29 protein-coding genes are annotated in these 26,948 nt (G+C 52.8%); 17 read left to right on the forward strand and 12 right to left on the reverse strand.

All coding sequences use genetic code 11. The annotated features are described in order from the left end of the window. Window positions 1-20 precede the first annotated feature (20 nt). From AC2FH6_RS13220 to AC2FH6_RS13240, 5 genes are all read right to left on the reverse strand, one after another. On the reverse strand, window positions 21-503 hold the full coding sequence (locus AC2FH6_RS13220; protein ID WP_496702052.1) for a hypothetical protein: 483 nt from the start codon (window positions 501-503) through the stop codon (window positions 21-23). A gap of 301 nt (window positions 504-804) precedes the next feature. Further along, complete coding sequence (locus AC2FH6_RS13225; protein WP_496703037.1) at window positions 805-2,376, reverse strand: GMC family oxidoreductase; 1,572 nt, start codon at window positions 2,374-2,376, stop codon at window positions 805-807. A 16-nt stretch (window positions 2,377-2,392) separates the two neighbouring features. After that, entirely contained in the window at window positions 2,393-2,917 is a 525-nt protein-coding gene (locus AC2FH6_RS13230) for a twin-arginine translocation signal domain-containing protein (protein WP_496702048.1), read from the reverse strand. 18 nt (window positions 2,918-2,935) lie between these two features. Continuing rightward, window positions 2,936-3,331, reverse strand: coding sequence for a VOC family protein (locus AC2FH6_RS13235; protein ID WP_496703040.1), 396 nt, complete (start codon window positions 3,329-3,331; stop codon window positions 2,936-2,938). Window positions 3,332-3,441: 110 nt separating this feature from the next. Further along, on the reverse strand, window positions 3,442-3,735 hold the full coding sequence (locus tag AC2FH6_RS13240; RefSeq protein ID WP_496697140.1) for a ribbon-helix-helix domain-containing protein: 294 nt from the start codon (window positions 3,733-3,735) through the stop codon (window positions 3,442-3,444). 500 nt (window positions 3,736-4,235) lie between these two features. Between AC2FH6_RS13240 and AC2FH6_RS13245 the strand changes: the two genes are divergently transcribed. From AC2FH6_RS13245 to AC2FH6_RS13255, 3 genes are read left to right on the forward strand one after another with little or no spacing between them, the layout of a single operon-like run. Further along, complete coding sequence (locus AC2FH6_RS13245; RefSeq protein ID WP_496703042.1) at window positions 4,236-5,225, forward strand: TRAP transporter substrate-binding protein; 990 nt, start codon at window positions 4,236-4,238, stop codon at window positions 5,223-5,225. A 5-nt stretch (window positions 5,226-5,230) separates the two neighbouring features. Further along, on the forward strand, window positions 5,231-5,710 hold the full coding sequence (locus AC2FH6_RS13250; protein ID WP_496703044.1) for a TRAP transporter small permease: 480 nt from the start codon (window positions 5,231-5,233) through the stop codon (window positions 5,708-5,710). 4 nt (window positions 5,711-5,714) lie between these two features. After that, complete coding sequence (locus AC2FH6_RS13255; RefSeq protein WP_496703046.1) at window positions 5,715-7,004, forward strand: TRAP transporter large permease; 1,290 nt, start codon at window positions 5,715-5,717, stop codon at window positions 7,002-7,004. 17 nt (window positions 7,005-7,021) lie between these two features. On the opposite strand, the gene AC2FH6_RS13260 is transcribed toward AC2FH6_RS13255, so the two are convergent. Further along, window positions 7,022-7,660, reverse strand: coding sequence for a TetR/AcrR family transcriptional regulator (locus tag AC2FH6_RS13260; protein ID WP_496702039.1), 639 nt, complete (start codon window positions 7,658-7,660; stop codon window positions 7,022-7,024). A 331-nt stretch (window positions 7,661-7,991) separates the two neighbouring features. On the opposite strand from AC2FH6_RS13260, the gene mhpA reads away from it, so the two are divergent. From mhpA to AC2FH6_RS13320, 12 genes are all read left to right on the forward strand, one after another. Then, window positions 7,992-9,638: a bifunctional 3-(3-hydroxy-phenyl)propionate/3-hydroxycinnamic acid hydroxylase MhpA gene (gene mhpA / locus AC2FH6_RS13265; protein WP_496703048.1), complete on the forward strand. Its 1,647-nt coding sequence runs from the start codon at window positions 7,992-7,994 to the stop codon at window positions 9,636-9,638. A gap of 11 nt (window positions 9,639-9,649) precedes the next feature. Continuing rightward, window positions 9,650-10,708, forward strand: coding sequence for a maleylacetate reductase (locus AC2FH6_RS13270; protein WP_496703050.1), 1,059 nt, complete (start codon window positions 9,650-9,652; stop codon window positions 10,706-10,708). Window positions 10,709-10,749: 41 nt separating this feature from the next. Continuing rightward, entirely contained in the window at window positions 10,750-12,015 is a 1,266-nt protein-coding gene (locus tag AC2FH6_RS13275; protein WP_496702034.1) for an ABC transporter substrate-binding protein, read from the forward strand. Between the two features lie 59 nt (window positions 12,016-12,074). After that, window positions 12,075-12,794: an ABC transporter ATP-binding protein gene (locus tag AC2FH6_RS13280; protein ID WP_496702032.1), complete on the forward strand. Its 720-nt coding sequence runs from the start codon at window positions 12,075-12,077 to the stop codon at window positions 12,792-12,794. Beyond that, window positions 12,791-13,504, forward strand: coding sequence for an ABC transporter ATP-binding protein (locus AC2FH6_RS13285; RefSeq protein ID WP_496703053.1), 714 nt, complete (start codon window positions 12,791-12,793; stop codon window positions 13,502-13,504). The genes AC2FH6_RS13280 and AC2FH6_RS13285 overlap by 4 nt, the downstream gene beginning before the upstream one ends. Continuing rightward, on the forward strand, window positions 13,501-14,364 hold the full coding sequence (locus AC2FH6_RS13290; RefSeq protein ID WP_496703055.1) for a branched-chain amino acid ABC transporter permease: 864 nt from the start codon (window positions 13,501-13,503) through the stop codon (window positions 14,362-14,364). Before AC2FH6_RS13285 ends, AC2FH6_RS13290 begins: the two co-directional genes overlap by 4 nt. A gap of 10 nt (window positions 14,365-14,374) precedes the next feature. Continuing rightward, window positions 14,375-15,409 carry a branched-chain amino acid ABC transporter permease gene (locus AC2FH6_RS13295; RefSeq protein ID WP_496703057.1) on the forward strand — a complete coding sequence of 345 codons (1,035 nt, stop codon included), beginning with the start codon at window positions 14,375-14,377 and terminating at the stop codon, window positions 15,407-15,409. A 25-nt stretch (window positions 15,410-15,434) separates the two neighbouring features. Further along, a complete protein-coding gene (locus AC2FH6_RS13300; RefSeq protein ID WP_496703059.1) occupies window positions 15,435-16,310 on the forward strand; it encodes a dioxygenase family protein in 876 nt (291 codons plus the stop codon). Between the two features lie 4 nt (window positions 16,311-16,314). Then, entirely contained in the window at window positions 16,315-17,154 is an 840-nt protein-coding gene (locus AC2FH6_RS13305; RefSeq protein WP_496703061.1) for a 3-oxoadipate:acetyl-CoA acetyltransferase, read from the forward strand. 318 nt (window positions 17,155-17,472) lie between these two features. After that, on the forward strand, window positions 17,473-18,429 hold the full coding sequence (locus tag AC2FH6_RS13310; protein ID WP_496703063.1) for a TAXI family TRAP transporter solute-binding subunit: 957 nt from the start codon (window positions 17,473-17,475) through the stop codon (window positions 18,427-18,429). Window positions 18,430-18,447: 18 nt separating this feature from the next. Next, window positions 18,448-20,352, forward strand: a complete 1,905-nt coding sequence (locus AC2FH6_RS13315; RefSeq protein WP_496703065.1) for a TRAP transporter permease — start codon at window positions 18,448-18,450, stop codon at window positions 20,350-20,352. A gap of 31 nt (window positions 20,353-20,383) precedes the next feature. Next, on the forward strand, window positions 20,384-21,148 hold the full coding sequence (locus tag AC2FH6_RS13320) for a LamB/YcsF family protein (protein ID WP_496703067.1): 765 nt from the start codon (window positions 20,384-20,386) through the stop codon (window positions 21,146-21,148). A 115-nt stretch (window positions 21,149-21,263) separates the two neighbouring features. Here AC2FH6_RS13320 and AC2FH6_RS13325 read toward each other — a convergent pair whose 3' ends face one another. The 5 genes from AC2FH6_RS13325 to AC2FH6_RS13345 are packed head-to-tail and all read right to left on the reverse strand — an operon-like array spanning window position 21,264 to window position 24,255. Further along, window positions 21,264-21,734: a flavodoxin domain-containing protein gene (locus AC2FH6_RS13325; RefSeq protein ID WP_496702014.1), complete on the reverse strand. Its 471-nt coding sequence runs from the start codon at window positions 21,732-21,734 to the stop codon at window positions 21,264-21,266. A gap of 43 nt (window positions 21,735-21,777) precedes the next feature. After that, window positions 21,778-22,560, reverse strand: a complete 783-nt coding sequence (locus tag AC2FH6_RS13330) for an IclR family transcriptional regulator (RefSeq protein ID WP_496703070.1) — start codon at window positions 22,558-22,560, stop codon at window positions 21,778-21,780. Window positions 22,561-22,612: 52 nt separating this feature from the next. After that, a complete protein-coding gene (locus AC2FH6_RS13335; protein ID WP_496702010.1) occupies window positions 22,613-23,182 on the reverse strand; it encodes a cupin domain-containing protein in 570 nt (189 codons plus the stop codon). Between the two features lie 21 nt (window positions 23,183-23,203). Continuing rightward, window positions 23,204-23,896, reverse strand: a complete 693-nt coding sequence (locus AC2FH6_RS13340; protein ID WP_496703072.1) for a cupin domain-containing protein — start codon at window positions 23,894-23,896, stop codon at window positions 23,204-23,206. 38 nt (window positions 23,897-23,934) lie between these two features. Further along, window positions 23,935-24,255 carry an SCP2 sterol-binding domain-containing protein gene (locus AC2FH6_RS13345; protein ID WP_496702006.1) on the reverse strand — a complete coding sequence of 107 codons (321 nt, stop codon included), beginning with the start codon at window positions 24,253-24,255 and terminating at the stop codon, window positions 23,935-23,937. Window positions 24,256-24,517: 262 nt separating this feature from the next. On the opposite strand from AC2FH6_RS13345, the gene AC2FH6_RS13350 reads away from it, so the two are divergent. Next, window positions 24,518-25,738: an NAD(P)/FAD-dependent oxidoreductase gene (locus AC2FH6_RS13350; RefSeq protein WP_496703075.1), complete on the forward strand. Its 1,221-nt coding sequence runs from the start codon at window positions 24,518-24,520 to the stop codon at window positions 25,736-25,738. Window positions 25,739-25,813: 75 nt separating this feature from the next. Next, window positions 25,814-26,401: a YceI family protein gene (locus AC2FH6_RS13355; RefSeq protein WP_496703077.1), complete on the forward strand. Its 588-nt coding sequence runs from the start codon at window positions 25,814-25,816 to the stop codon at window positions 26,399-26,401. Window positions 26,402-26,495: 94 nt separating this feature from the next. Here AC2FH6_RS13355 and AC2FH6_RS13360 read toward each other — a convergent pair whose 3' ends face one another. Beyond that, complete coding sequence (locus AC2FH6_RS13360) at window positions 26,496-26,915, reverse strand: DUF4345 family protein (protein WP_496703079.1); 420 nt, start codon at window positions 26,913-26,915, stop codon at window positions 26,496-26,498. Window positions 26,916-26,948 lie beyond the last annotated feature (33 nt).

Raw genomic sequence — 26,948 nt, forward strand, 5'->3', positions numbered from 1 at the left:
CGGCTACTTCTGGGATGGCCTCAAAGTTCGAGACGACGTGTTATGACATCTGCGAGCTTTTCCTTTATTTCATCAGACTCGATTACGATGTTGTTCAGGTCGCTCAAAACCTCTGTGACTTCATCGGGGAGTGGAGATACAAACCCATTTTCTTTGGTCGCCAGAGCAAAGAACTTTACGCCATCATTTACGCGTATTTGTCCTAGGAACTCCATTTGTTTACCAGAGTTCGCATCCATAACAAAAACACGTTCATTTGTACTGATGCGAACGACGGGATTTAGTTCCGAGGGCGCAGATGGACCGCCATAGACATGGATGTTCAGGCCCTCAGGCTCTGGTTCTTTCTTGGCGTTTGCCATGGCAGCGCGGGAGCGAGAGTATCCGCCGCCGCTGATTTGATCTGCTAGTCGACGAATGGTTGCGCCGTTCCCTTGCAGAAGGCGCCTTGCGTCTTGGTCTTCACGGCGCGGGCCGTCTTTTTTCGAGAAAATATCAACCATGCCTAATCTCGCAGTTCCCTGTTTGTTCGGTTCGCCAAAAAAACAACGGGGCAACAACCGTGACAAAAAGCGATATGTTTGTCCGCGTGCTATTTTGGCTTTTTATTATGTATCTTAAACTAGCAATTTCAGCCTTCTGAGTCTAGGCTGAGCACCGAATACAACGATGAAATGCCCTTAAAAACATGGGCTCTGGCATAGTTTTTCTTGTATCTTCAAAATCCAGCGGATTCACGCTGAAATAATGCGATCCAAATATGATGTTTTGGTGCCCGGATTGCCCGGGCACGCAAATAAAGTTTCAGAGGTTACCCGCTGACATTTGTTCGGCAAGGTGGTCGGCTTGACGGATGGCAAGAGCCACAATGGTCAGTGTCGGGTTCTCGGCAGCGCCGGTTGTGAACTGCGAACCATCCGAGATGAAGAGGTTGGAAATGTCATGGGTCTGGCCCCATTTATTCACTACGCCGTCCCGCGGATTCTCGGACATTCGATTTGTCCCGAGGTTATGGGTGGAGGGGTAAGGTGGCGTCGGGAAGACCCGTGTCGCACCAACCGCTTCATAGACAGCAGCGCCTTGCGCATAGGCGTGATTACGCATTGCAATGTCATTTGGGTGATCATCGAAATGTACATTCACGACTGGCAGTCCATGCTGGTCTTTCACTTCGTGGTTGAGCGTAACGCGGTTTGTTTCTTGTGGCATGTCTTCGCCAACGATCCACATACCGGCCATATTCTCGTATGAATCCAAAGCTGATGTGAATTCACGGCCCCAAGCGCCCGGATCCAAGAAGGCCGCCATGAATGGCAACCCAAGAGCCAGAGTTTCAAGTTCATAACCGCCGACAAAACCGCGACTTGGATCATGACGTGATTCATCTTGGATGATCCCTGCCATCGTGGTGCCGCGCCACATTTTCACGGGTTGATCGAAGACAGCATAGACCGAACCGGTCATGTGACGCATATAGTTCCGCCCCACCTGGCCAGAGCTGTTTGCCAAACCGTCAGGGAACATCGAAGAGGCAGAGTTCAAAAGCATTCTCGGGCTTTCGAACGAGTTGCCCGCAACACAAACTACACGGGCCTGTTGCATCTGAAGATTGCCATCTTTGTCGAAGTATTCGACGCCGGTGACTTTGCCTTCATCATTGTGCAGGATGCGTGCGACATGGGAGTTTTCGCGCACCTCTAGGTTGCCGGTGGCCTCGCCTGCTGGGATATCAGTGTACGCTGCGGACCATTTCGCACCCCACTTACATCCTTGAAAACAAAACCCGGTTTGTTGGCAGGCCAAGCGATCTTCGGTTTCGGCAGAGTTGATTGCCATACGACCGGTATTAACCTGCTCGTACCCAAGCGCCTTTGCGCCTTTTTCGAAGACGAGATAGTTGTTGTTTCCCGGCAAGCCGGCACGATCTCCGGTTCGGGTCACACCCAGTTTGTTTTCGGCTTTGGTATAGTAATCATCCAACTCGCGCGGGTCGATGGGCCAGTCCAATAGGTTTGCACCCTGAACGTCACCATAGGTCGTCGCGGCCTTCCACTCGTGGTCCTGAAAGCGCAGCGACGCTCCGGCCCAATGCGTTGTGGTGCCGCCAACGGCCTTGACGATCCAGGCAGGCAGGCCAGAAAAATCCTTTGCAACACGCCAGTCACCCGATGTCGTTCGAGGGTCGACCCAGGCAAGCTGGCCGAAACTTTCCCATTCGTCATTTACATAATCTTCTGGCAGGTATCGCCCGCCAGCTTCGAGCGCGACAACACTAATGCCTTTCTGCGCCAATTCGTTTGACAGAACGCCGCCGCCAGCGCCGGTTCCAATTACGACAACAACGCTGTCGTCGGTGAGATCAAAAGGTGCCGTCATGGTGCCATCTCTCCCTTTAAAGCCAGTTGATGTCGTTGAAGCCTCGGTCGATGTACCCCCCGAACTCGAAAGAGGAGCCCTCATACCCAAAAATTGGCCAAACGGCTTTTTGGTTGTAAAGGCCGGTCACAAGACCACCGCGAACTGTCTGGAAAAACGGGCTATCTTCCATGCTGCGCAGAATATCGACGCGATCTCGTTCCCAGCCGGTGCCCAGGTAGCTGTCATATCCCTTGCCCTGTGCAGCCGCGTTCAGGGCGTCAATACCGGCCTCGACAGATGCTGCGGCTTCGTCGGTGTCATATCCTTTGACCGCGATCACGTAGAATTCGTCACCCACTTTGTCGTGCGGGTAGATATCGCGTGCCATCTGAACCAGCGTTGCAAATGTCTCGGGCTTTAGAACTGACGTTTCGACGGCCCAGGCTGCGTTTGGTGCGGCGATGAATGTTGCACCGACGACGAAGGACGCGCCTATTGCTGTCGCATTAGACAAAAGCTGTCGACGTGTCAGCCCCTTCCGGCGTTTTAAACTCTCCATCTTTTCCTCCCTTTGATTTTACTGAAAGCGACCAGACCGTTCGAGAACTTCAATCTCATAGCCATCCGGGTCGGTGACAAAGAAGAAGCGGCCGACAAGTCTGCCGTCCGGGGTAAACTCGACGAGCTTACGTGGAGATAACCCTTCGCGTTCGAACCGCGCATGTTCTTCATCAAGGTTGTCGACAGACACCGCAAAATGGCCGTAGCCATTTCCCAGCCCATAGGCTTCGGTCTGGCCTTTGTTGATGGTCAGTTCCAGCTCGAAACTGCTTTCAGGGTTGCTGAGATAAACGAGCGTAAAATTCTCGAAATCAAGACGATCGGCAACTTTGAGGCCGAATGCTGTGCCGTAGAAGCTGACGGATCGTGCCTCGTTCAGAACACGTATCATCGAGTGTATTGCTTTTGCCAAAGCCCGCTTCCCCCTTCTGTTGTGACAGAAGCAGTCTACAGACCATCATTGGCTAGGCAGGTAGTATAGGCTTACTACCCTGCAGAATTTATATTCTAAGAACTCCGCGGCTATTCCGCGGCTACCGCTGGCTGTTCATCATGGGTAGAAATCTCCATGAATTTCAAACAGGCACAGCGTAAAAGCGACGTAAAATTAACGGGTTCTCCGCGAAGCTCCAGAACTTCGCTATGCAGCTTCGAGATGAAAACCGGTGTCGTCATCCCGTCATTATCCGCAATCGTATCAATGACTTGCCAAAATGCATTTTCGAGTCTGATGCTCGTGCTTTGGCCATTAATACGAATGCGCCGCGTTGCGCTCGCATAACGTTCCGGGTCTTGACCGGCAAATACCTGGCACATGCGCATTCTCCCTTCGGTTTCTTTTCTAGTCTGCACAAAAACCGAAGTTTTGCATCTTTTTTGACAAGCGCGATGCGTCATCCTGGCCAGGATGACCGACCTAAGGCGGATTCCTCAGGTTGGATTGAGTGCCTTGTCCTCGCTCACTAGGTTTGGGAGCTGTCTCGGGATTTCCATTGCGGCAACCTCTTTGTAGTTTTCTGAAACATATCCAATAGGATATTAATGGGGCAAAAATTATGTATTTCACACAATGTTTTCTACGACATTAGGCTACAATCGTTAGCCGAATTGGGGGCCGTTTTGGCTAATAGGTTCGAAATGTAGACCAACGCTATCGATGTGCCGTCAGCTTGCAAGGATTGCGACATCTCTGATGCGCTCAATGTGAATTCTGAGATCGGCCCCGGAAACAACCGCGCCATTGGCTGTCCAGTTCAGAGAGATGCCGACTGGATTAATTCAGGGTTGTTTGAAACCGAATACGGAGGGGAAAACTCATGGGAATGCTTGCGAGATTGATGAACGGTACTATTGCATCACTGACGTTAAGCGCAGGCGCTGCATATGCAGCAGATGTCACACTTTTGTTAGGTCATACCGCACCAACAAATTCGGTGTTTCAGGAAAGTGCCGAGATTTTTGCCGAGTCACTGGACACCCTATCCGGCGGAACGGTTGCCGTGGATATTGTCGGCGGCGGCGCACTGGGGGGTATTCCGGATCACTGGGCTCAATTGCGGGCCGGTGATCTGGATCTGCATCTGTTTGAACTTGTCGGCGTCAGCTTCATGAAGGAAGCGTCGGACTTTTCAGTGCTCTTCGCGCCTTATCTGTTTGAAGATCAAGCGCATCTACACCGGTTTACAGAAAGCGAGCTGTTCAAGGCCATGATGGACCGCGCTGACACTGCGACCGGAATTCATTATGTCGGGTATGTTGGCGATCGCTATCCACGTGCGGTTTCCACCCGTGATATTGAAGTTGTCAAACCCGAAGACCTTTCGGGCCAAAGGGTGCGTGTGGCCATGCACCCGGCCATCGTAGCGACTTACGAAGCGTTTGGTGCGGTGCCGACACCGATCCCGTCGCCCGAACTTATGATCGCTTTAAAAACCGGAACGGTAGATGGCCAAGATCAAGGTCTCGTAGACTACCTTGACGCGGGCTATGATGAGGCCAGTCCCTATTACGCGCCGATCAATACCGTCCATGCCGGCATGGGGCTTTGGATGTCAGGTGGAAAGTGGGACACACTTACAGAGGAGCAAAAGGGTTGGGTGACCGAAGCCGCAACTGTCACTTCTGCGACTATAAACGCGGCCGGAGAAGCCCGGATGGAGGCCGCTCAGGCGCTTGCGGCGGAGCGTGGTGTCACGATTTCGACGCCGGATATTGAGGCCTTTCAGGAGGCCATAGCCCCAGTCATCGAAAAACTTGACGGAGAGATGTGGCCCGCTGGGTTGTACGACCAGATCAAAGGTCTCTGAGGTTCATGTTGCACGTCGTTGATTGGTCTAAACAGATCGACACCTCCCTTACATGGTTTTTGCGGGCTGTGCTGGGGGGGCTTTTGGTCGGGTTGGTGTTGCTGGAGTCTACGCAGGTCATTCTGCGCTACTTTTTTGCGCTGGGGTTGCCTTGGGCAAGAGATGTTTCAACAATCGGGTTGATGTGGCTGGCTTGGCTGGGCGCCCCTCTGTTGTGGATGAAACGTTCGCATATATCCGTCGATTTCATACCTGTGCCAAACATCCGGTCCCTGCGCAGGGTGGGGCAAATTGTTTTACAGCTTTCCATGGCGGTGAGCGGTGGATTCCTGTTGTATCACGCGTCTGAGGCTGCGGCCCGCTATGCGCAGATTGATCTGACATCAATACCTGGCGCGCATGCAAACCAGAAGTTCTTTCCAGTGATGGTGGGGTCGTTTTTACTGATCTTGGTCAGTATCACGGCACTCGTTCAAAAGGACTGAAGCCGTGTTAGAGACTGCGTTTACCGTAGCCGTAATGATTGTCCTGATGCTGCTACGGTTTCCGGTGTTTTATGCGATGGCACTTTCGGTCGTAGCTTTTGCGTTTGTCTATGCACCGATCATGCGCCCCTCGGTCGTGGTGCAGGGATTGGTTCAGGGCCTCGACAATTCCGCCTTTACGGCGCTGGTCTACTTCATGGCTGTTGGCACAATCATGAACGCCGGAGGCATGAGTGCGCGATTGCTGGATCTCGCCCGGACTCTGTTGGCGCATATCCGGGGTGGATTGAGCCATGCCAATATCGGGTCGAGCATGATTTTCGCCGGTATCTCAGGCTCTGCCATAGCTGATGTCGCCGCAGTTGGATCAGTAATGATCCCCGCAATGAAACGCGATGGGTATAGCCCTGCCTACGCGGCGGCGGTGACTGCAGCCTCTGCGACCATCGGAATTGTCATTCCCCCCTCAATTCCGATGGTCGTTTTTGCGCTGTTTACGGGTGCAGATATCACGCGACTTTTCGTGGCTGCGATTTTGCCGGGGATTCTCATGGGGATTTTCCTTTTGGGCGTATCGATCGTCGTTTCGATCAAGCGCGGATATCCCGCTCAGCGTTGGCAGGGCTGGCGTGCGGTTTGGGTCGCATTGCGGCGCAGTATCCTTGCGCTGATCCTGCCAGTTGTCGTCATTGGAGGGATGGTATCTGGCTTCGCAACTGTTTCAGAAATTGGTTCGATTGCCGTACTGTATTCGATAATTGTCTCACTTCTCATATATCGCGAGACGACGCTGCGCAGCTTTTGTGCGGCGCTTGGGGGTGCTGCGATTGACAGCGCCAAGGTCCTGATCATCGTCAGTGTGTCCGGTGCATTCATCTGGATCACCGCACGCATGGGGGTTGGGGCGCAATTCGTTTCAATGATGAATGGGATTCAGCCCACTCCGACAATGTTTTTGGCTCTTGTGGCGGTTTTTATGCTGATTCTGGGGACGGTACTGGACCCGGTGATCATCACAATCGTTGTGGCCCCGATTGTGGCACCCACAGCGATCATGACGGGGGTGGATATAGTTCAGTTTGGACTTGTGGTGGTCCTGGCCGGTGCGATTGGTCTGGTTACTCCACCTGTTGGCATTTTGCTGTTCGTAACCGCTGCCCAGTCTGGTGCCAGAGTTGGCCAGGTCGTGCGTGAAGCCGGAGTGTTCCTAATCGCATTGGCTGTCTTGCTGGCCCTGGTCGTGTTCTTCCCTGCGTTGACCTTGTGGCTGCCGAACCTCATGCTTGGGCAGTAGGCGTTGAAGCGTAGGTGCTATTGACCACTGATTTCCGGACGTGGACGCGCAGCCAGCTCAACCGCTGCATTCTTGCCAATTCCCGTCATGCACAAAAGTTGGGTGATGATTTGGCTTTTGCTGCTGTGAGGGACATTGTCATTGGTTATCGCAAGGGCGGCACCAATCAGGGCATGTGTGGTCAACCTCCAGACCAGCTCGGCATCAGAGACCTGAAATCGACCGGCCTGTGAGGCCCGCCTCAAGTCGCGAATGGCGAAGGGACCCATCATCCGGAACATCGTGTCTGATATGACCTCAGATCTGTGCAAAAGCTGTTTCCAGTGCGTGTCGCCTGTTGCTGTATCGAGCACGGTTCTAATACCAAAGGCGTAGACCTGGGCGGGGTCGTCGAACGTGTCCGTGACCTCTTCGATCCTCAACGCCAGATCATGCATCAGGGTTTCCAAAACGGCGATTGCCAATTCGTCTTTCGATTTGAAATAGCTATAGACTGTGCCAGCGCCGACATCTGCCTTTTCGGCAATCTCCAACATGGTCGCGGCATCGACGCCGCGCTCGGACATGATTTCACGAGCAGCCCCAATCAGCGCCTGTTTATTTCGACGCTGACGCTTTGCAACTCGGCCCTCCTTAACGGGGATCATTTCGCTCATTTTGAGTTCCGCCTGACAATAATCGAATCATATTCAATTTTGAATTTTGCCACAACTTCTTTCACAACCATTGGGAAAGTTGAAGCCTATGGATTGCTTCTGTCGTATTTTTGGATCTCACCCTAAAACGCCGGAATGCGATCATAACTTACGATAAACAAACAATAATATTTCTCACCTTCACTGGAAAGAGTGGCCTCCAATAACGAATAGTATCCAAACTTGACGAGTATTCGAAAACGATCTAGCGTCAAGAAGAGGTAACTTTTTGGCCGTCCCAGCCCGTTTAAGGGCTCTGGTTGAACGGCTAAGGGCTTAGGAGGAGACAAAGATGACCCATCCCGCGACCAACAGTGATTTCGATACTGATGTTGCAATTGTAGGTGCTGGTCCGGTTGGCACCATGCTGGCCATTCTGCTGGGCCAGAAGGGGAAGAAGGTCACTCTGGTTGAGCGGTGGTCCACGCATTACGGCCTGCCGCGTGCGGTTACATACGACCACGAGATTGCCCGCATTCTGGCGTCCCTTGGAATCGATTCTGAAACCGATTCAGCGATCAACTGTCATGATGAGTTGTATTACTGGCGCAACCGGGATGGTCAGAACCTGCAGATTGTTGACTGGCAGAGCCAATCAGCCAGCGGCTGGCGTGTGCGTTACTGGTTCAACCAGCCGCTGCTTGAAAAGCGCTTGCTGAAGATTGCCGGTGAAATCCCCGACGTAACAATCTTGCGCGGTTGGGACGGCGTTGCTCTGGATCAGGATAGCACTGGCGTGTCGCTGTCGCTTAAGCAAAACCCCGAAGAATTTGGGCCCGACGGAGAACGCAAAGTCATTCGCGCAAAATTCGCCGTTGGAACCGATGGCGCGAACAGTTTCGTACGCGAAAGCTTAGGTATCGAGAACGAAGACAAGGGTTACTTCTTCGATTGGCTCATCCTGGATATGGTCCCGCAGTTCGACTATTGCGCCTCACGCCCGGAAGATCCGGCGCAGTGGCAGCTGTGCGATCCAAAGCGCCCAACAACGATTGTGCCAGGCGGGCCCGGCCCTGTCGAAGGTGGCCCGGATCGCCGACGTTGGGAATTCATGGTTCTCCCTGGTGAGTCCGTGGAAGAAGTTCAGAAAGAGGAAAATGCCTGGAGGTTGTTGAAGCCCTGGGGGCTGACCCCGGAAAACTCTGAATTGGAACGCGCTGCAGTCTATCGCTTTCAGGCCCGCTGGGCCAAGAAATGGCATAGCGGCCGGTGCCTCATCGGCGGTGACGCTGCACACCTGATGCCGCCTTTTGCTGGCGAAGGGATGTGCGCTGGTTTGCGCGATGCAGTGGCGATGGGCTGGCGTCTGAATGCCATTCTTGAGGGTAAGACCGGGATTGAAGTGCTGGAAAGCTACTCCTCAGAACGCATTGAGCACGCCAAACACTACATCAACTTCAGCCAGGAGCTGGGCAGCATCATCTGTATCAGTGATGAGAAGGAAGCGATTGACCGCGACGCGCGTATGATCGCCGATCTGAAACATCGGAACAATCAGCCGGTACCGACAGATATCTGCCATCTGGGCGAGGGTGTCTGGTGTGATGAAAGCGCTCATGCCGGTGAACTTTCTGTGCAAGGCGTTGTCGAATACAATGGAAACAACGGTCGCTTTGACCAGGCCGTTGGTCGGGGTTGGGTTCTGATCGGTTATGAGGCGGACCCGATTGCAGCATTGACTGAAACCCAGCGTGAGCAACTAGGAAAATTGGAAGGCTTCGGCGTTCAGATTGGTGCACCAGGCGGTCAGCATGATGTTGTCGACACCGAAGGGACCTATAAGGCCTGGTTGGAAGACATCGACGCGAAATATGTCTTGGTACGTCCTGATTTTTACGTGGCTATTACCGCCAACACACCGGAAAATCTCCAATCTCGTTTTGACAAGGTCATGTCAGCATTGCACCTGGATACGGCCGTCGCCGTAGCCGCCGAGTGAGGTTGGGCGCCATGTTTTCAGGGTTTACCTACAACGCAAATCCAGCGCGGATCGTATTCGGGCTGGGAGCATCGACCAATGTCGCGGCAGAAGTTAGCAGCCTGGGCTGTAGCCGCGCACTGGTTTTGTCGACGCCATTTCAGGCGAATGACGCTGAAAAACTGGCTGCGGATCTGGGCTCACTTGCCGTTGGGGTGTTCTCACAGGCGGCCATGCATACGCCTGTGGATGTTACTGAGAAAGCCATGGCTGCCTATGAAGCAGCGAATTCTGACTGTGTTATTGCCTTGGGCGGAGGGTCCACTATCGGCCTCGGCAAGGCAATCGCCTATCGCAATGATACCCCTCAGGTCGTGATTGCAACCACTTACGCGGGATCAGAGGTCACGCCGATCCTCGGGCAGACTGAAAATGGACTGAAGACAACTGTCCGTCACGCCAAGATCCTGCCCGAAGTTGTGATTTATGATCCCGAATTGACCGTGGGTCTGCCCGTAGGCATGAGCGTAACGTCGGGGCTGAATGCGATGGCGCATGCGGTCGAGGCTGTTTACGCTGAAAACCGCAACCCGGTGACCTCGCTTATGGCAGCGGAAGGTGTTCGCGCGCTACGAGACGCTCTGCCCGGCATTGTGGAGAACCCAAAAAACATCGAAGCACGCAGCGAAGCACTGTATGGTGCCTGGCTTTGTGGCGCGGTCCTGGGGACTGTGGGCATGGCTTTGCACCACAAGATTTGCCACACACTGGGCGGGACATTTGATCTGCCGCATGCGGAAACGCACGCGATCATGTTGCCACACTCAGCCGCATATAACGCGCCTGCTGCGGTTGATGAGATGCAACCGATCGCCGATCTGTTCGGTGGTTCTATTGGCGGAGGATTGTGGGATTTTGCGAAATCTCTGAATGCCCCGCTGGCACTGCGCGATTTGAATGTCAAAGCAGTCGATCTGGACCTCGCGACCGAGATTGCGACCCAGAATCCTTATTGGAATCCACGCCCAATAGAACGTCAGCCTATCAGGGAATTGCTGCAGCAGGCCTTTGAAGGTCGCCGACCAGAGTAACAGCCTGAAATACCGTCAAATGCATCAGGGAGGAAACCAACATGCTGACACGACGCACACTTCTGAAAACAGGCGCGGCCGCCGGGGCCACCGCCTTGGCGATGCCAGCCCTGGCCCAGAACGGAACGGTTAAGATTGGCTATGTCAGCCCGCAGTCCGGCCCGCTCAGCGCATTTTCCGAGGCTGACAACTATGTCATCGAACAATTCATCAAGAACAGTGCCGCAAGCGGTCTGAATGTTGAAGTGATCGTCAAGGACAGCCAATCCAATCCCAACCGTGCGGCCGAAGTTGCGCGCGAATTGATTGTCCGCGATGAGGTCAATCTGATCTGTGTCGCATCGACACCTGAAACTACAAACCCTGTCTGCACCATTGCAGAAGCCGAAGAAATCCCGGTGATTTCTTCTGTGGCTCCGTGGCAGCCGTGGTTCATCGGTCAGCAAGGCAATCCGGGTGATCCGTCCAGCTGGCAGGAATTCGACTATGTCTACCACTTCTTCTGGGGGCTGGAAGACAACGTGTCCGTGTTCCTGAACATGTGGAACAGCATTGAAAGCAACAAGGTACTAGGGGCGCTGTGGCCCAATGATGGGGACGGGAACGCCTGGGCAAGTGATGTTGGCATGCCACCGGCTGCAGCGGCTGCAGGATATCAGCTGATCGATCCGGGTCGGTACCAAAACCTGACCGATGATTTCAGCGCGCAGATCAACGCTTATAAAAATGCGAACGCGGAAATTTTCACGGGCATTCCGATCCCTCCGGATTTCACCACGTTTTGGACTCAGGCGAAACAGCAGGGCTATAATCCAAAGATGGCTTCGATCGCCAAGGCATTGTTGTTCCCCGAAAGCGTTCAGCAACTTGGCGATCTCGGGAACAACTTGACCTGCGAAGTCTACTGGACTCCTTCGTTCCCCTTCAAATCGTCACTGACTGGTGAAACAAGCGCTGAGCTAGCCGCCGGTTTCGAAACAGCGGCTAAGCGCAAATGGACGCAACCCGTCGGCTTTACACACGCCCTTTTCGAAGTTGCGGCCAGCGCAATTCAGCGCACCGAAGACCCAACAGACGGAGATGCATTGGCTGAAGCGATTGCCAGCACCGATCTGGAAACAGTGGTTGGCCATATCGGTTGGGGCAAAGACAACCTGCCACCATTTGCGCAGAAAAACGTGGCCAAGACACCTCTGGTCGGTGGCCAGTGGCGCCGCCAGGACAGTGGTGATTTCGAACTTCTGATCGTTGAGAACAGCAACGCGCCCGAGATCCCGCTCGACGGTACGCTCGAAACCCTCAACTAGCGCCTTTGAGCATCGGGCCAATCGGGCCCGGTGCCAATTCCTTTTGTTCGGAGATTCGAATGTCTATCCTGACACTCAAATCAGTATCCAAATCGTTTGGGGCTTTGAAGGTTACGGACGATGTGTCTCTGGACGTTCAGGCAGGGGAAGCTCTGGGAATTATCGGGCCCAACGGGGCAGGGAAGTCGACCCTGTTCAATCTGATTGCCGGGAACATCAAACCGGATGAAGGGCAGGTCTTTCTTGAGGGTGTGGACGTTACTCAGCGGACACCCATGGAAAGAGTTCATGCCGGGGTCGGGCGGTCGTTCCAAATTCCACAACCTTTTGCGCATTTAAGTGTCTACGAAAACTTGATGGTTGCCGCCCAGTTCGGAGGAGAACATCGGGGATACGAGGCAGGGACATTTTGCATGTCCATTTTGTCTGAAACCGGCCTTGAATCATGCGCACGCGATTTGGCGGGTGGTCTATCACTGTTGCAGCGCAAGCGCCTGGAATTGGCGCGGGCTATGGCGACCTCGCCAAAGCTGATCTTGTTGGATGAAATTGCCGGAGGTCTAACCGACGGTGAGTGTGTCGATCTGATCAAGACGATCAAGAACATCCACAGTCAGGGTACGTCGATCATCTGGATTGAACATGTGCTGCATGCTCTCAACTCGGTTGTCGATCGTCTTATGGTGTTGAATTTCGGTAAGAATCTCATGGTCGGAGGGGTTGACGAGGTCATGAACGCCCCTGCGGTCCGAGAAATCTATCTGGGGATTGAAGTATGACTGAGCCACTATTATCCACTCACGGACTTACGGCTCACTACGGTGATTTCCAGGCCCTGTTTGGTGTCGATATCGACATCAAGCAGGGCGAAACGATTGCCATCATCGGTGCGAACGGTGCAGGAAAATCCACACTGATGCATGCCATCACGGGTCTATTGAAGAACAAACCGGACGCAATCAAACTTCGGGGTGAGAGCATTGGTGACCTCTCTGCACCAGAGGTGCTGGAGCGGGGGATTTCCATGGTCCCGGAAGGGCGACGGTTGTTTCCCTCTCTCACGGTGGAAGAAAACCTTCTGATCGGGGCACATACCAGAACCGGAAATGGGGTCTGGAACCTTGAGAGTGTTTACGAAGTCGTTCCTGCACTGAAGGACCGCCGGGATCATCCGGGTACCGCATTATCCGGTGGTCAGCAGCAAATGGTAGCGATTGGTCGGGCGTTGATGTCAAACCCGGATCTTTTGCTCTGTGACGAACTCAGCCTTGGGCTGGCACCTGTTGTCATCAAAGAAATCTATGCTTCGTTCCCGACGATCAAAGAGCGCGGAGCCTCTGTTGTCGTCGTTGAGCAAGATATTGGGCAAGCGATGAAAGTTGCAGACCGGGTGTTTTGCATGATGGAAGGTCGCGTGACGTTACAGGGCACGCCCGACGAGTTGTCGCGAGAAGAGATTCACAACGCGTATTTCGGGGTAAGCGCATGATCTTAGTCGACACACTCATTCAGGGCATTTTGCTTGGTGGCCTATATGCTCTGTTCGCTGCCGGGCTTAGCCTGGTGTTTGGCGTTATGCGCCTTGTCAACTTGGCACATGGTGATCTGATTGTACTGGCAGCATTTGTCATTTTGTCCATCGGCACGGCTCTGAATCTCGGCCCGTTTGTTGCCGTGATCCTCGCGTTTCCTATCATGTTTGCTGTGGGGTGGGGGCTGCAAACCTATTTGCTGAACCGTGTGCTGGGGGACGATATCCTGCCGCCCTTGCTGGTGACTTTCGGCCTGTCTGTGGTGATTCAGAATGGTTTGCTGGAAATATTCACAGCGGATAGTCAGAAACTGACAGCCGGGCCCATCGAGGCACAGTCTTTGGCGCTGGGGCCGGTTACCGTTGGGGTGATGCCTTTGCTGACCTTTGTATCCGCTGTTGTGGTTATCTTTGCGCTGAACCAGATCTTCTACAGAACCAAGCTTGGGCGTGCATTCCGAGCCACTTCGGACGACCGCGAGACCGTGGGTCTGATGGGGATCCGCCCCAATAACGTCTTTGCAGTCGCTACAGGTATTGCGATGGTAGTTGCCACGATTGCAGCCTTGTATCTTGGCATTCGCGCCAATTTCGATCCCAGCATTGGCCCCGCACGCCTTCTTTACGCATTTGAGGCGGTGATCATTGGTGGGCTTGGCTCGCTTTGGGGCACTTTGGCTGGTGGGGTGATTATCGGTGTCGCTCAGGCTTTGGGCGCTTCCATCAACCCCGAATGGCAAATTCTGTCGGGACATATCGCATTTGTCGCTGTCCTTCTCGTTCGCCCCCGCGGACTTTTCCCACGTTCCAAAGACTGAGGTACCCGCAGTGTCTGATCAAAAGAATATGACCCGCTTGCTTCAGCTTTTTGGCCTTGCTGGCATCGTACTTTTGTTTCTCGTGCCTGTCATTGGCTCCCGGGCCTTGGTGCAAGATCTGTTTGGCGTGCTGACGCTTTTGATCCTGGCGCAGAATTGGAATCTGCTTGCAGGATTTGCCGGGTTGGTATCCGTGGGCCAGCAGGCTTTTGTCGGCGTTGGTGCATATGCCATGTTCGCCTGCGTTATCCTGCTGGGTCTGGATCCTCTGATTGGCATCGCCGTTGGAGGTATCACTGCCATGATCCTGGCAATTCCAATGGCCTTCTTTTCATTCCGGTTGGCCGGGGCCTATTTTGCCATCGGAACATGGGTCATCGCAGAGATAACGCGCCTTTGCTTTGCCCAATGGAAAGCACTTGGCGGCGGTACCGGCACCTCATTGCCGAAAGGCACCACAAAAACCATGTTTGGCGTGCCTGAGATCAAAAGTTGGTTGGGTGGTAGTTCATCCGCCGCATCTGACGCTTTGACCTATTGGCTAGCACTGACCCTGGCCCTTGCAACCCTTATTGCGGCGTATCTTTTCCTAAAGTCACGAATGGGCCTGGGCCTGCAATCGCTGCGCGACAACGAAGAGGCTGCCCGGTCAGTCGGTGTAAATCCTACGCGTCTGAAAGCTTGGGTGTTCATGCTGACGGCTTTTGGTACCGGTCTTTGCGGTGCACTTCTGTTCATTCAGATTACACGGGTTACACCCGAGGCGGCATTCTCGGTGGTGGATTGGACCGCTTTCGTGATCTTTATAACCGTGATTGGTGGAATCGGAACACTGCCGGGACCGATCATCGGTGTGATCGTGTTCTATTTCCTGCAACGGGCCCTTGCTGATTATGGCACGGTCTATCTGATCGTTCTGGGCTGTCTCGGGATTGCCGTGATGCTATTCGCCCGGCGCGGATTGTGGGGGCTGTTCACTGAAAAAACCGGAATTGAGCTTTTGTCTCTGCGACAGCTGCCCCCGGAAGAAAACCAAGCGCGCTGACACACACAAATATAGAGGTATACCCATGTCAAATTTGGTTGATCTTTCCAAAATCGACTATTTCACTGAAGAGTCATCTGTTGAGGCCGTGCTTGGGCGCAATGGTTCAAATGCCGATGCCCGTCTGGCACAGATTTGGGGTGCATTGATCAAGCATTTGCATGCTTTTGCCAAGGACGTCGAATTGCGTCAGGACGAGTGGGACATCGCAATCGATTTCCTTACGGCAACCGGTCAAATCTGTGACGAAAACCGGCAGGAATTTATCTTGTTGAGCGATGTCATGGGTTTCTCGATGCTGACAGACGCAATCAATAACCGACGCCCGAAAGGCGCAACCGAGAACACGGTGTTTGGCCCATTCCATGTCGAAAACGCCCCTGAATACGAAATGGGTGCCGACATCTCATTGGACGGCAAGGGACAGTCTTGCCTGTTTGAGGGGCGGGTCTTGGACCTTGAAGGAAACCCGATCGAAGGTGCGCGTATCGATGTCTGGTGCGACAACGAAGATGGTTTCTACGACGTTCAGCAACCCGGTATTCAGCCCAAGTGGAACAATCGGGGTGTCTTCACGACTGGCCCGGATGGGTGCTACCACTTCAAGGGGATTAAGCCGGTGTCATATCCGATCCCCCATGATGGGCCGGTTGGAAAACTTCTGATCAAGCTCGATCGCCACCCCTTCCGCCCTGCGCATATGCATTACATGGTGACGGCGCCTGGCCATGAGAAAATCGTGACGCATACCTTTGTTGGCGAAGATGAATACCTCAAGTCTGATGCGGTTTTCGGCGTAAAGGCGACGCTGGTTGCCCCATTTGTTGAAAATAAGGACGGTGATACAGTTTGGCGTTCTCCTTTTGACTTTGTGATGGTGCCAGAAAAGGTGGAGTCCTAAGCCAATGACGCAAAAGCCTTGTATTATTTGTGTGGCAATTACAGGATCTTTGCCCCAAAAATCAGATAACCCGGCGGTGCCTATCACGGTCTCCGAGCAAATAGAAAGCACACAAGCTGCATTCGAAGCCGGGGCGACGATCGCACATTGTCATGTTCGCAATGACGATGGCTCGCCTACCTCGGATCCCGATAAATTCGGCCGGTTGCTTGAAGGTTTGAACAAACATTGCCCGGGTATGATTGTTCAGTTCTCGACCGGAGGACGATCGGGCGCAGGACATGAACGCGGGGGCAGTTTGCCGTTGCGTCCCGATATGGCCTCTTTGTCCGTTGGATCGACAAACTTTCCAACTCGGACCTACGACAATCCACCCGATCTGGTCGATTGGCTGGCTGCGGAAATGACGAAATACGAAATTACCGCAGAGATCGAGGCGTTCGATCTGAGCCATATTCACCAGGCTGTCGCCATGAGTAACGCAGGTAAGCTTCCGGGCAAGCTTTACGTGCAGTTCGTGATGGGTGTGAAAAACTCAATGCCGGCCGACAAGAATGTCTTCAATTACTATGTGAAAACAATGCAAAGGCTTGCCCCGGACGCGGAATGGTGTGCAGCCGGGATTGGAAGGCATCAGCTTGAACTGAACGAATGGTCGATTGCGGCCGGCGGTCATGCAAGAACCGGGCTTGAGGACAATGTCCGACTTGATCGAAACACACTTGCCCCATCAAATGCCGCTTTGGTGGCCCGAACTGCAGAGATTTGTCATAATCACGGCCGCCCAGTGGCAACCTGGACAGAAGCGCGGTCACTTCTGGGGCTTTCGCAGCCCGCAGTGTAACCTAATGAGAAGGCTGGTTGTTTGACCAGCCATCGACTTGCCTGGGTCGGTGCGCAACCTCCTGTCCCTCAAGTTGAAAGGGGCGCGTGGCAGGCGTGCTTCAGCCTTGGCTGAGCGAATTGAATAGATAAGTATACTTTATATGATATGTAATATGCCGTGTATTGTATTATTTTTATATAGAAATTCTGCTAAAAATCATCCCCACCATAGAGGTTGGCTTTGCTCGCCCAAAACCATTGGCAAACTTTAAGAGCCTAAAAACACTCGTCTTTTGCCGCATGAGCCAAGAGCCAACCCTGACAGGGAGGGATTTTTATGTTCAGTAAGATCAACCGGATGGCAATTCTTGCCTTGGGTATTGCGACGCTTGGCACAGTTGCCAGCGCACAAAGCTTGGGGATCGGAGCCAGTAAACAGGGATCACAGAATTATGCGGCCAATGCTGGTTTCGCAAAACTTCTGGCCGATGAGCTTGGGTACGATATTCGAGTGCAATCGTTTGGGGGATCAGGCCAAACAATGCCTCTGGTCGATAATGCCCGCTTGGATTTGCTGCTTGCTCCCAGCCCTGACTTTTCTGCCGCCGCGGGTGGTACAGGTGCCTTCGAAGGGCGACAGCTAGGTAATTTGCGCATCGTTGCAGCCATGGGTGGGTCCGCCTATGGTTTCATGGTTAACAAAGACACCGACATGGCCATGGTCTCAGACGCCAAAGGCAAAACGATCACCTATGGATACACCGCACAACCGACGCTTCGGCCACAGGTCGACGCCATTCTTGCAGGCGGCGGTTTAAGCATCGATGAGATGCAGCTCGACAATGTACCGTCGGTGCCAAACGGCGTCGACGACTTGATTTCCGGCACCGCTGAAGTTGCGTTCTTTGCCCTTGCTGGGGGCAAGACACGCGAAGCGGACGCCGCGATAGGAGTCCGTTGGTTGGGGCTGGAGAACACACCCGAGGCACTCGCCGGTGTGCGCGAATTCGTTCCGACCGCATATATTGACACTGTAGCCGCAGGATCGGCCCCTGGTGTGGATGTCGATACGAACATGATGTTCTATGATTATGTGCTATTGGCAGGCGCGCATGTTTCGGATGAAACGATCGCCCCGATTGTCGAATACATTCACCAGAATCCGGAAAAAGTGCGGAGTATCTTTAAAACTTTCGCGCGGTTCGACCCGGAAAAAATGGCGCCTGATATGGGGGATCTCGTCTACCATCCGGCAGCGGCCACCTATTATCAGAAAGCAGGTTTGTCGCAGTAACGTCTGCTGACATAAATCATGGTTGGAACATCCGAAACCGCTCGTTTGGAGCAAGCCAATCAGGTGCTGAGAGGGCTGATCGTGGCCCTCTCGGTCATCTATGCTGCCAATCTGCATCGCTATGTCGGGGTGTCCGTCTATGATGCGCAATTATTGGTCGCGTCTTTCGCGCTCGCACTCGCCTCTGGAATTTTAAGTTTTGCGAAAACCGCGGACAGGCCGATCACCCGCAGAATTGTTGTCCTGTGGGCCGCGGTCACACTTGTTACCGGTGGCTACGTTGCGGTGAACTATGTCCGGCTTTCGATGGACGCTCCGTTTGTGCCCTCTTTGCTGGTTGCGATCAGCTGCGTTCTGCTGGGTGGGTTGCTTTTGTTGTTGCGGCGTTCTGCGGGCACCGGAATTCTAATCGTAGTGCTAGTCTTCATAGCCTACGGGCTCTGGGGGCATCTTCTCCCCGGTGATCTCCAGAGCCGCCCTACTTATTGGGACGAACTTGTCATCTATCTGAGCCTGGATGCAAACGGCATTCTTGGCGCAGCATTGAAAGTCGCCGTCGTAATTGTCGTTCCCTACCTGTTGTTCGGTCAGTTTCTGACGGCCTGTGGAGCCGCGGATTTTTTCAATGACCTGGCTTTATCAGGGATGGGTCGTTTCAGGGGTGGACCAGCAAAAGTAGCAGTCTCGGCGTCGGCTTTGTTCGGATCTATTTCAGGATCAGCGGTTGGAAATGTCGTCGGCACGGGCGTGGTTACGATCCCGATGATGAAAAAAGCTGGTTTTAATGGAAGATATGCTGGCGCGGTTGAGGCGGTCGCGTCTACGGGTGGGCAACTGGTGCCGCCTGTGATGGGGGCCGCGGCCTTTATCATGGCCGACTTTATTGGCGTGGATTATTCGACCGTGATGTTGGCGGCTTTGCCATCTGCTCTGCTCTACTACAGCGCTATTTTCATCAATGTTGATCTGACAGCGGCCAGGCGAGGGGTGGCACAGGTTGAAGAAGCTGATATCCCGAGCGGCCGCGAGGCACTCAAGCAGGGTTGGCACTTCATTTTACCGTTCGTTGTGCTGATTTATACGCTGTTCGCCCTGAACATGAGACCGGAGCGTTCTGCGGTCATTTCGATTGTGGTGTTATTGGTCGGCAGCTTGATTTTTGGCTACAAAGGCCGTCGTATCAGGCCAATTCAGATTTGGCAGGCCATAGCGTCTGCGGGCCAATCGGCTATCGGGCTGGTTGTTGTCTGTGCAGCTGCTGGACTGATCATTGGTATTCTGAATATCACCGGCCTTGCCTTTAATTTGACACTGCACATAATCACCGCAAGCGGTGGCAGTCTGCTGGTGCTCGCCTTGATCACGGCGTTGATTTCCATTGTTTTGGGGATGGGGATGCCAACTGTTGGGGTCTACATTCTGTTGGCGACACTGGTCGCCCCGGCTTTGATCGAATTCGGTGTCCCAGTGATGGCAGCACATCTTTTCGTGTTCTATTTCGGGCTGATGTCGATGATCACTCCGCCTGTTGCACTGGCGTCATTTGCCGCAGCGAATATCGCGGGGTCATCAGCATGGGAGACAAGCAAAGAGGCAATGAAGCTGGCTTGGCCGGCTTATTTGGTCCCGTTTCTTTTTCTGTTTGCACCCGGATTGATTTTGGAAGGCAATCTGCTGAAGGCACTTTGGTCAATAGCAACAGCATTGGTTGGTATTTACATGGTAACTGCTGGCTTCGTTGGGTTTTTCCAACATGTCAGGGGGTTCATCGGTCGCTTAACTTTGACGCTTTGTGGGGTGCTGTGTCTGTTGCCTTCAGATTTGTTTCCCTCCGCGATCTGGACAGATATTGTGGGCTTGTCTGTGCTTGCTTTCTTCATTGTGGGTTCGAGAAACCGCGTGGCTGCCTCAGACACTCAATAATCTGACATCTAAGAATTAGGGCCTGTCAATAATGACTAATGTGGTTGATCTAAATTCGGATCTTGGCGAAGGTTTTGGTGCGTGGAAAATGGGGGATGATCTTGCACTGATGGACATCGTTTCATCTGCGAACATCGCCTGCGGATTCCACGCCGGAGATCAGAATATTATGGCCCAGACCATGAAAATTGCGGTCCAAAAAGGGACCGGAATTGGTGCACATCCCGGTTTTCCCGATCTGACTGGATTCGGGCGCCGTCGGATGAGTTTTTCCTCGGATGAGCTGACCAATATGATTGGATATCAGCTGGGTGCGGCGCAGGCGATGGCGCTACTGTCGGGTGGAAAAGTTCGACACCTTAAGCTGCATGGTGCCTTGGGAAACATGGCGTCGGAAGACATCAATATTGCCAGAACCTGCTTTGAGGCCGCGTTGAAAGTTCAGCCCGAAATCATACTCATGGCGATTGCATCAACTGCGATGGAGCAGGCAGTGAAGGAACTGGATTGCTCATGGGTAGGCGAGGTCTACGCTGACCGCGCTTACGAAAATGACGGAACCTTGGTAGACCGCAGGCAACCGGGCGCTGTTTTGGAGGATGCCGACTATGCCGCCGAGCGCATCATGATGATGTTGAAAGAGCAGGCGGTTATCACCAAAACCGGGAAACGCCTTCCATGTCGCGTTGATACGGTGTGTTTGCATGGCGATACTGTTGGTGCCGTTGCTATGGGAACCAAAATTCGCAGAAATCTTGTTGACGCAGGTATCGGTATCAAAATGTTTGAGGCGTAGATTCATTGCATTTCCTGGCGAAATGCTTCGGGAACTGCCGTGACAAAACCTGATTTCTGAAGGCCGTCCTCACAAGTTGTATGGGAACCTCGCAAGGTGCAAGGTTCCCGGTTTTTTAGGCCATTTCTTTGGATAGTGCCGCGACCCAACCGTCGATCCAGTCCAGCGCGGCTTCTTCAGGATAGACGCCGGATTTCGCATCATGTTCCATGCGATCTACCAGCCGCTTGGCACCCAATTCAGCGAAGGTTGCATCAAAGGCTTTGCCGCCACCGCAGAATGTCTGTGGATAATCCATGCTTCCCAAAGCAATGACGCCATAGCGCACAGACGACAGATCGGGGCGATCTTTTGTCAGGAACTCGTGAAACTCTTTGCCGTTGTCCGGCACTTCACCAGTGCCATATGTCGAACTGCAGATCACATAGGTATCGCGTGCATCCAGCATTTTTTGTGATGCTTTTTCCATGCGGACAACGCGGGCTTTGTACCCGGTTTCAACAAGCTTATCGGCCACTTCATCCGCGACCATTTCTGCAACGCCGCTCATAGACGCGACCAGAACAACAACTGGATGATCGTTCATTTCTATCCTTTCGCAGCACCCGTCATTTGGGTTTTGCATTCTTTTAACCGGTCGAACCGGACTGTTTTTCGATAAAGGCTGCTGAGAGACCCAAGGTTACTTCCTGAGCTGCAGCCTGAACATAAATTGATAGCCGTTCGACCATCTGCGAATTCACTTCATGCTCGTTCAAGACAAGCGTCATGCTGCCGATCACAGACTTGTTTGCTGCGAATATAGGTGCGGCGATTCCGACCTTCCCTGGATCCAGCTGCCCATACGCAACTACGATGGAGTTGGACCGGATACGCTTCAAGTTGCGACGAAACTCTTCCCAGGTTGCCCCAAGACCGGCAGCTTCGATTTCCTTCTCGTGTTCGGCAAAGATCGCTTTCAGGTTTCTGCTAGGGATGTAGGCAAGGACAACTCGGGATGCTGCGCCAAGAAACAACCCCAAAGGCCGGCCCCTCTCATAGGAAAGGGATTTTTCCGGATCGACAAACCCTTCCGAGTGAACACACATGACCTGATGGCGATACTTTCGGCACAGCAATGCGGAACCATTGTCGCCCGTCAGATCGACCAGCTTACGCATGATCGGCGTTGCCGTTTTCACTAATTGATCCTGACGCCTTATCATTCTGTCGAATTCGATAATCGCCGGACCAAGAGTGTAAACGCCGGGGTTCAAGGCCTCGACCAGACCGAAAGCACTCAGACTGTTGAAGTAGCGGTAAGTCGAGCTGCTGGACAGGGAAAGACGTTTGGTCGCCTCTTCCACTGTCCATTCCGGTTCTTCAATGGTGAAAAGCTTCATGACTGATAAAAGTTTATCTGCAGTTGTCATATAGCTTTTCTCCTATTTGCTGATCGCCGATGGTAATTAATCGCAGCACAACCTACCAGTCGTCATCGTCGTCTGTTTCAGCCGTTAACTCGTCGACTATTGCCTGCCATCTGTTGCCGGTAGTATCCACCGGCGGATGTTCGGTGCCGCAGTCGCCGCATGTGCGCATGTCTTTGTCACTGTTAAAGGCGTTGGTCGCACGCAGATACGCCTCCTGAGGGAGTTCCTCGGCCGTATCCCAAGTTACGCGCGCAACTTCTGATGAGCATTTCTCGCAATACCAAGCAACAGCCTCCAAACCGGCATGCTCTGCTTTGTAACGATAATGGATGGTCTCTTCCGAAGGTACGACGCGATGCGGGGTACGGGCCGGAACATAGATCATTTCACCCGGCGTGCCTTTGACGTAATTCACGCTGCTGTCGCGGAATTCAACCTTGGCTGCGCCCGACATCAGTACGATCATTGTGTCTTTTTCACAAATCAGATGGAACGGCTGAATGCGGTCGCTTCGGCTGATATTGACCTGCGGGTCGACACCTTCAGAGATTGCTGGATACTCGTCATAGCAGCCGATCTGCTGAGCGAGTTGATAGGTTTGATGAAATCGCCTACGTGGCATCTTTCTGTCTCCTCGCTAAATTCAAGCGGACGTCGCTTCGATGAGCAAATCGCGGCAATGCTCACTGGCTTCGTAGTTTGTATGGTAGCTCGTCCAACCCCAGACGTGCATCGGGAACAGGTTGTGCTCGTGCCCACATTTGGAACATTTCCGAACTTCTGGGTCATCGTTGTACTCTTTGCCGAATTCATAGCTCTTGAGCAGCGTTTCCAGCGGAGCAAAGTACCCAGGCACAGGGCCGCGGATTTCGTTGTAATTCTCAACGTCGAATTCGTGATCCAGCATAACATTCTGGCACTTGTGGCAATGGAAGGTCAGACCTTCATGCTGACGTATACCTTCTGCTGATTGACGTTGAACAACGATCATCAGCATCACGTTTTCCGGGTCTCTCTCGTTCTCAAAGAATGACCCAACGTGGTGGCTACGTGGACCAACCATCAGTGTACCAGTTCTGACCGCCGAGCCCTTGGAAGCCAGGCAAAGGAAGGTCTCATCAACTGAGTTCGTGTGATGGAAATGGCCCATGCCATCATCCCCCAGATCGCCTTGGAACAAGGCGATACCAGGAACAAGGCATTCGTCCGTCACATAAGGGAACGGGGTTGTAAGTGTCGTATTTGCTGTCCGAGCTGCATGGAATGCGTTCGACGCCATAGGCGGGCGATCCGGATCAGGTGGCGCAATAGTTAGTTGGGTGCTGTCTGTGCTCATTCGCTAACGTCCCATGTTGGGTTTCAACTAATTTCCACTCAAGCCCGGTCGGGTCCGATGATCGAGCCGAGCTTCCAGCCTGCGTCAACGTTTCCGTCGATCGTCATCCGGCCAGCCATAAAGGCTTCGGTTGGGTCTTTGCTGCCGTCAGAAATCTTGCAGAAATCCCCAAATTTGATGTTTACGATTGTTTCGGCGTCATTGTCTTCATTCGAAACGATATGAGGGACATTTTTGGCATCAATATAGATGACGCCTTCGTCGCCAAAGTTGAATTTTACGGTGTGCCCAAAGCCGCTGTCTTCACCGACGCGCTTGCGCATTTCCTGAGTCATTTCTTCAAGTGTTGGTTTAGCCATTTGGATTTCCTCCCATTGAGCAATGGTTCGTTAATAGGTGTTCAGCTTGTTCACCAATTTAGGCCAGAAATCGCATATGATGGGAAAAATGTCAAATAGAAGATCTAATTTTATTGTTAAATGCGAGAAAATGTGCCATATGCGATTGAAATTGAATGCTGTCTGAGCGTGCATTTCCTGACATATTCGCACTCGCCAGGCAGGATTCCATATCGCAGGAAGGGTTCATCGAAGCCCGACTCACGAAAGAAAGGGTGGAGCATTGTCACAGCGACAAAAAATCGTGATTGTGGGTGGCGGACAAGCGGGTGGCCGTGCGGCTCTGGCGGCGCGCGCATCAGACCCAGCTGCCGACATCTCTCTGATCTCAATGGAGCCTTGCGCACCATACGAAAGGCCGATTCTGTCGAAAGCCATGTTGCTGGATGACGAAACCAAACTTCCTTTTGTCTTCGATGATGCGACGGCCAAGGAACGGGATATTCGTTTGCACACGGGAGTGTCGGTGACAAAAATTGATCGGGCGACAAAAACCGTTCTTCTCGAAGATGGCGAAAACATAGCATATGACAAACTGATTCTCGCGACCGGTAGCCGGCTAAGGCGTATCTCGTTGGACGGTGCCGAAGAGGACTGTGTTCACTATCTTCGCAGCATGGATGACTGCAGCAAATTGCGGGATCAACTGACAAAAGGCAAACGATTGACCGTCATTGGTGGAGGGTTCATCGGACTTGAGGTTGCGGCAACGGCCCAAAAGCTTGGGTGCACTGTCACAATCGTAGAAGCTGGTGAAACGCTGTTGCCCCGAGTTGGATCACCCACTGTCAGTACCTTTGTTCAGACCTATCACTCTGACAAAGGCGTGCGCTTTCTGTTTGGTGTTCAGGCCCAGGCAATGGATGGCGAAAACCTAGTATTGTCGAACGGCACGTCTGTTCCCACCGATATGATCCTAGTCGGTATTGGGGTAGACCCCGAAACATCGCTTGCCGAAGATGCTGGATTGACTATCGAAAACGGCATCAAGACGGATAGTTTTGGCAGAACTTCTGATCCTGATATTTTCGCCATAGGTGATGCAGTTAACCAGATGAACCCTGAATATGATCGTCACATGCGCCTGGAATCTTGGGAAAATGCCAATGTACAGGGTGATGCGGTCGGTAAATCGGTGGTGGGCGAGCTGACCGAAGTTTCCACGATTCCGTGGTTCTGGTCTGATCAGGGCGATCTGAATATTCAAATTTTGGGGCAGTTGGACGCAGAGATGCCTTGTATTGAGCGTGCGGGCGAGGATGATGGGCTGACCCTGATTCAGCTTGTCGACAACAAGATCCAAGGTGCGGTTACGATCAATCAGGCCCGCGATATGCCTTTGTTACGGAGAATGATCGCCGACCCGAATTTTCACGGTGACGAAGCCATCTTTAGTGACGATTCCGTGCCGCTAAGGAAGATAATGAAATCAGCACGACGCTAGCGGACACTAAGTGAGCTCTTTCTTACGAGTGGCTTTTTGTCCTTAGAATTTCACGCTTCTATCAGGAGATATTTCATGAAGCTTTCGGTGTTGTTTGCCGCAATGGCCTTAACTGCCTCGGCTCTGGCATCCACCAGTGTGGCTGACTCGGAAAAATACCTTCTGGCGCCGAAATGGTCACAAATTATATTTAGCTACGATCATCTTGGTTACTCCAGAACAACCGGCATGTTCTCAGGTATTGAAGGTGAGATCGACTTTGACAAAGAGAACCCGGGAGGATCCAGTGTTGCGGTCTGGTTCCCGGTGTCAACGATGTTCACCGGCCTCGAGCAGAGAGATGCGAACTTTACCGTCGGTGGAGATTTTTTTGTTGCGACTGAGAATGATCAGATCGAGTTCAAGTCAACGCATATTGAAGTCACTGGTGAGACAACGGCCAAGATAACTGGCGACCTGACGATGAATGGCTCAACACATCCAGTCACTCTTGATGCAAGAATGAATAAAATGGGTTTCCATGACAAAGAGCAAAAGGACTGGGTGGGGTTCGATGCGACAGCATCCGTGCTACGGTCTGAATTTGGTTTGGGCAAATACGCGCCGGGTGTCAGCGACAAAGTCGACATTTCGATTTCGATCGAAGCTATGAAAGCTAAATAAATTTAAGCGAAGCGTTTGACCCCTACCTGCTCTCACTGGATAGGTAGGGGCCGCGGGCAAGTCTTTGTAATCGGATGATTGCCCTAAAAGAGCTTCAGGTTTCAGAATGCGCTCTGGATGAAACTACGAGGCATAGCAATCCCACGACCGAGAGGGTGAAGGGAACCAATTCTCTGGATAGGATTGTGAGCTGGGCATCGTTCGACCCGTCCAGATTGATCCCGGTAAGTCTGGTAATGACAACAAGAGTCAGTGTGGTGGCAACTGCCACCAACCCAGGCTTCAAAAACGACCGAAAGAATACGCCGTAAAGAGCGAACAGTCCCAAACCCAAGTGGAAGCCGCCGAAGTCGACGCGGATGCTGGTGATCCCGTCAGGAGCAAGAGTTGCAGTTCCACTGATGACGGTAGGGTCCATTACGCCAGCAATACCGGCGAGACACATGATGAGCCCACACATCAGCAAAGTTAGTCTTGGAATCCAGGATATTATCTTTCTTGGCATCGTGCTCATTTACATTCCCCATCGAGTTAGAGTTTACGGACG

The sequence above is a fragment of the Ruegeria sp. CDSC045 genome, from assembly GCF_059610725.1.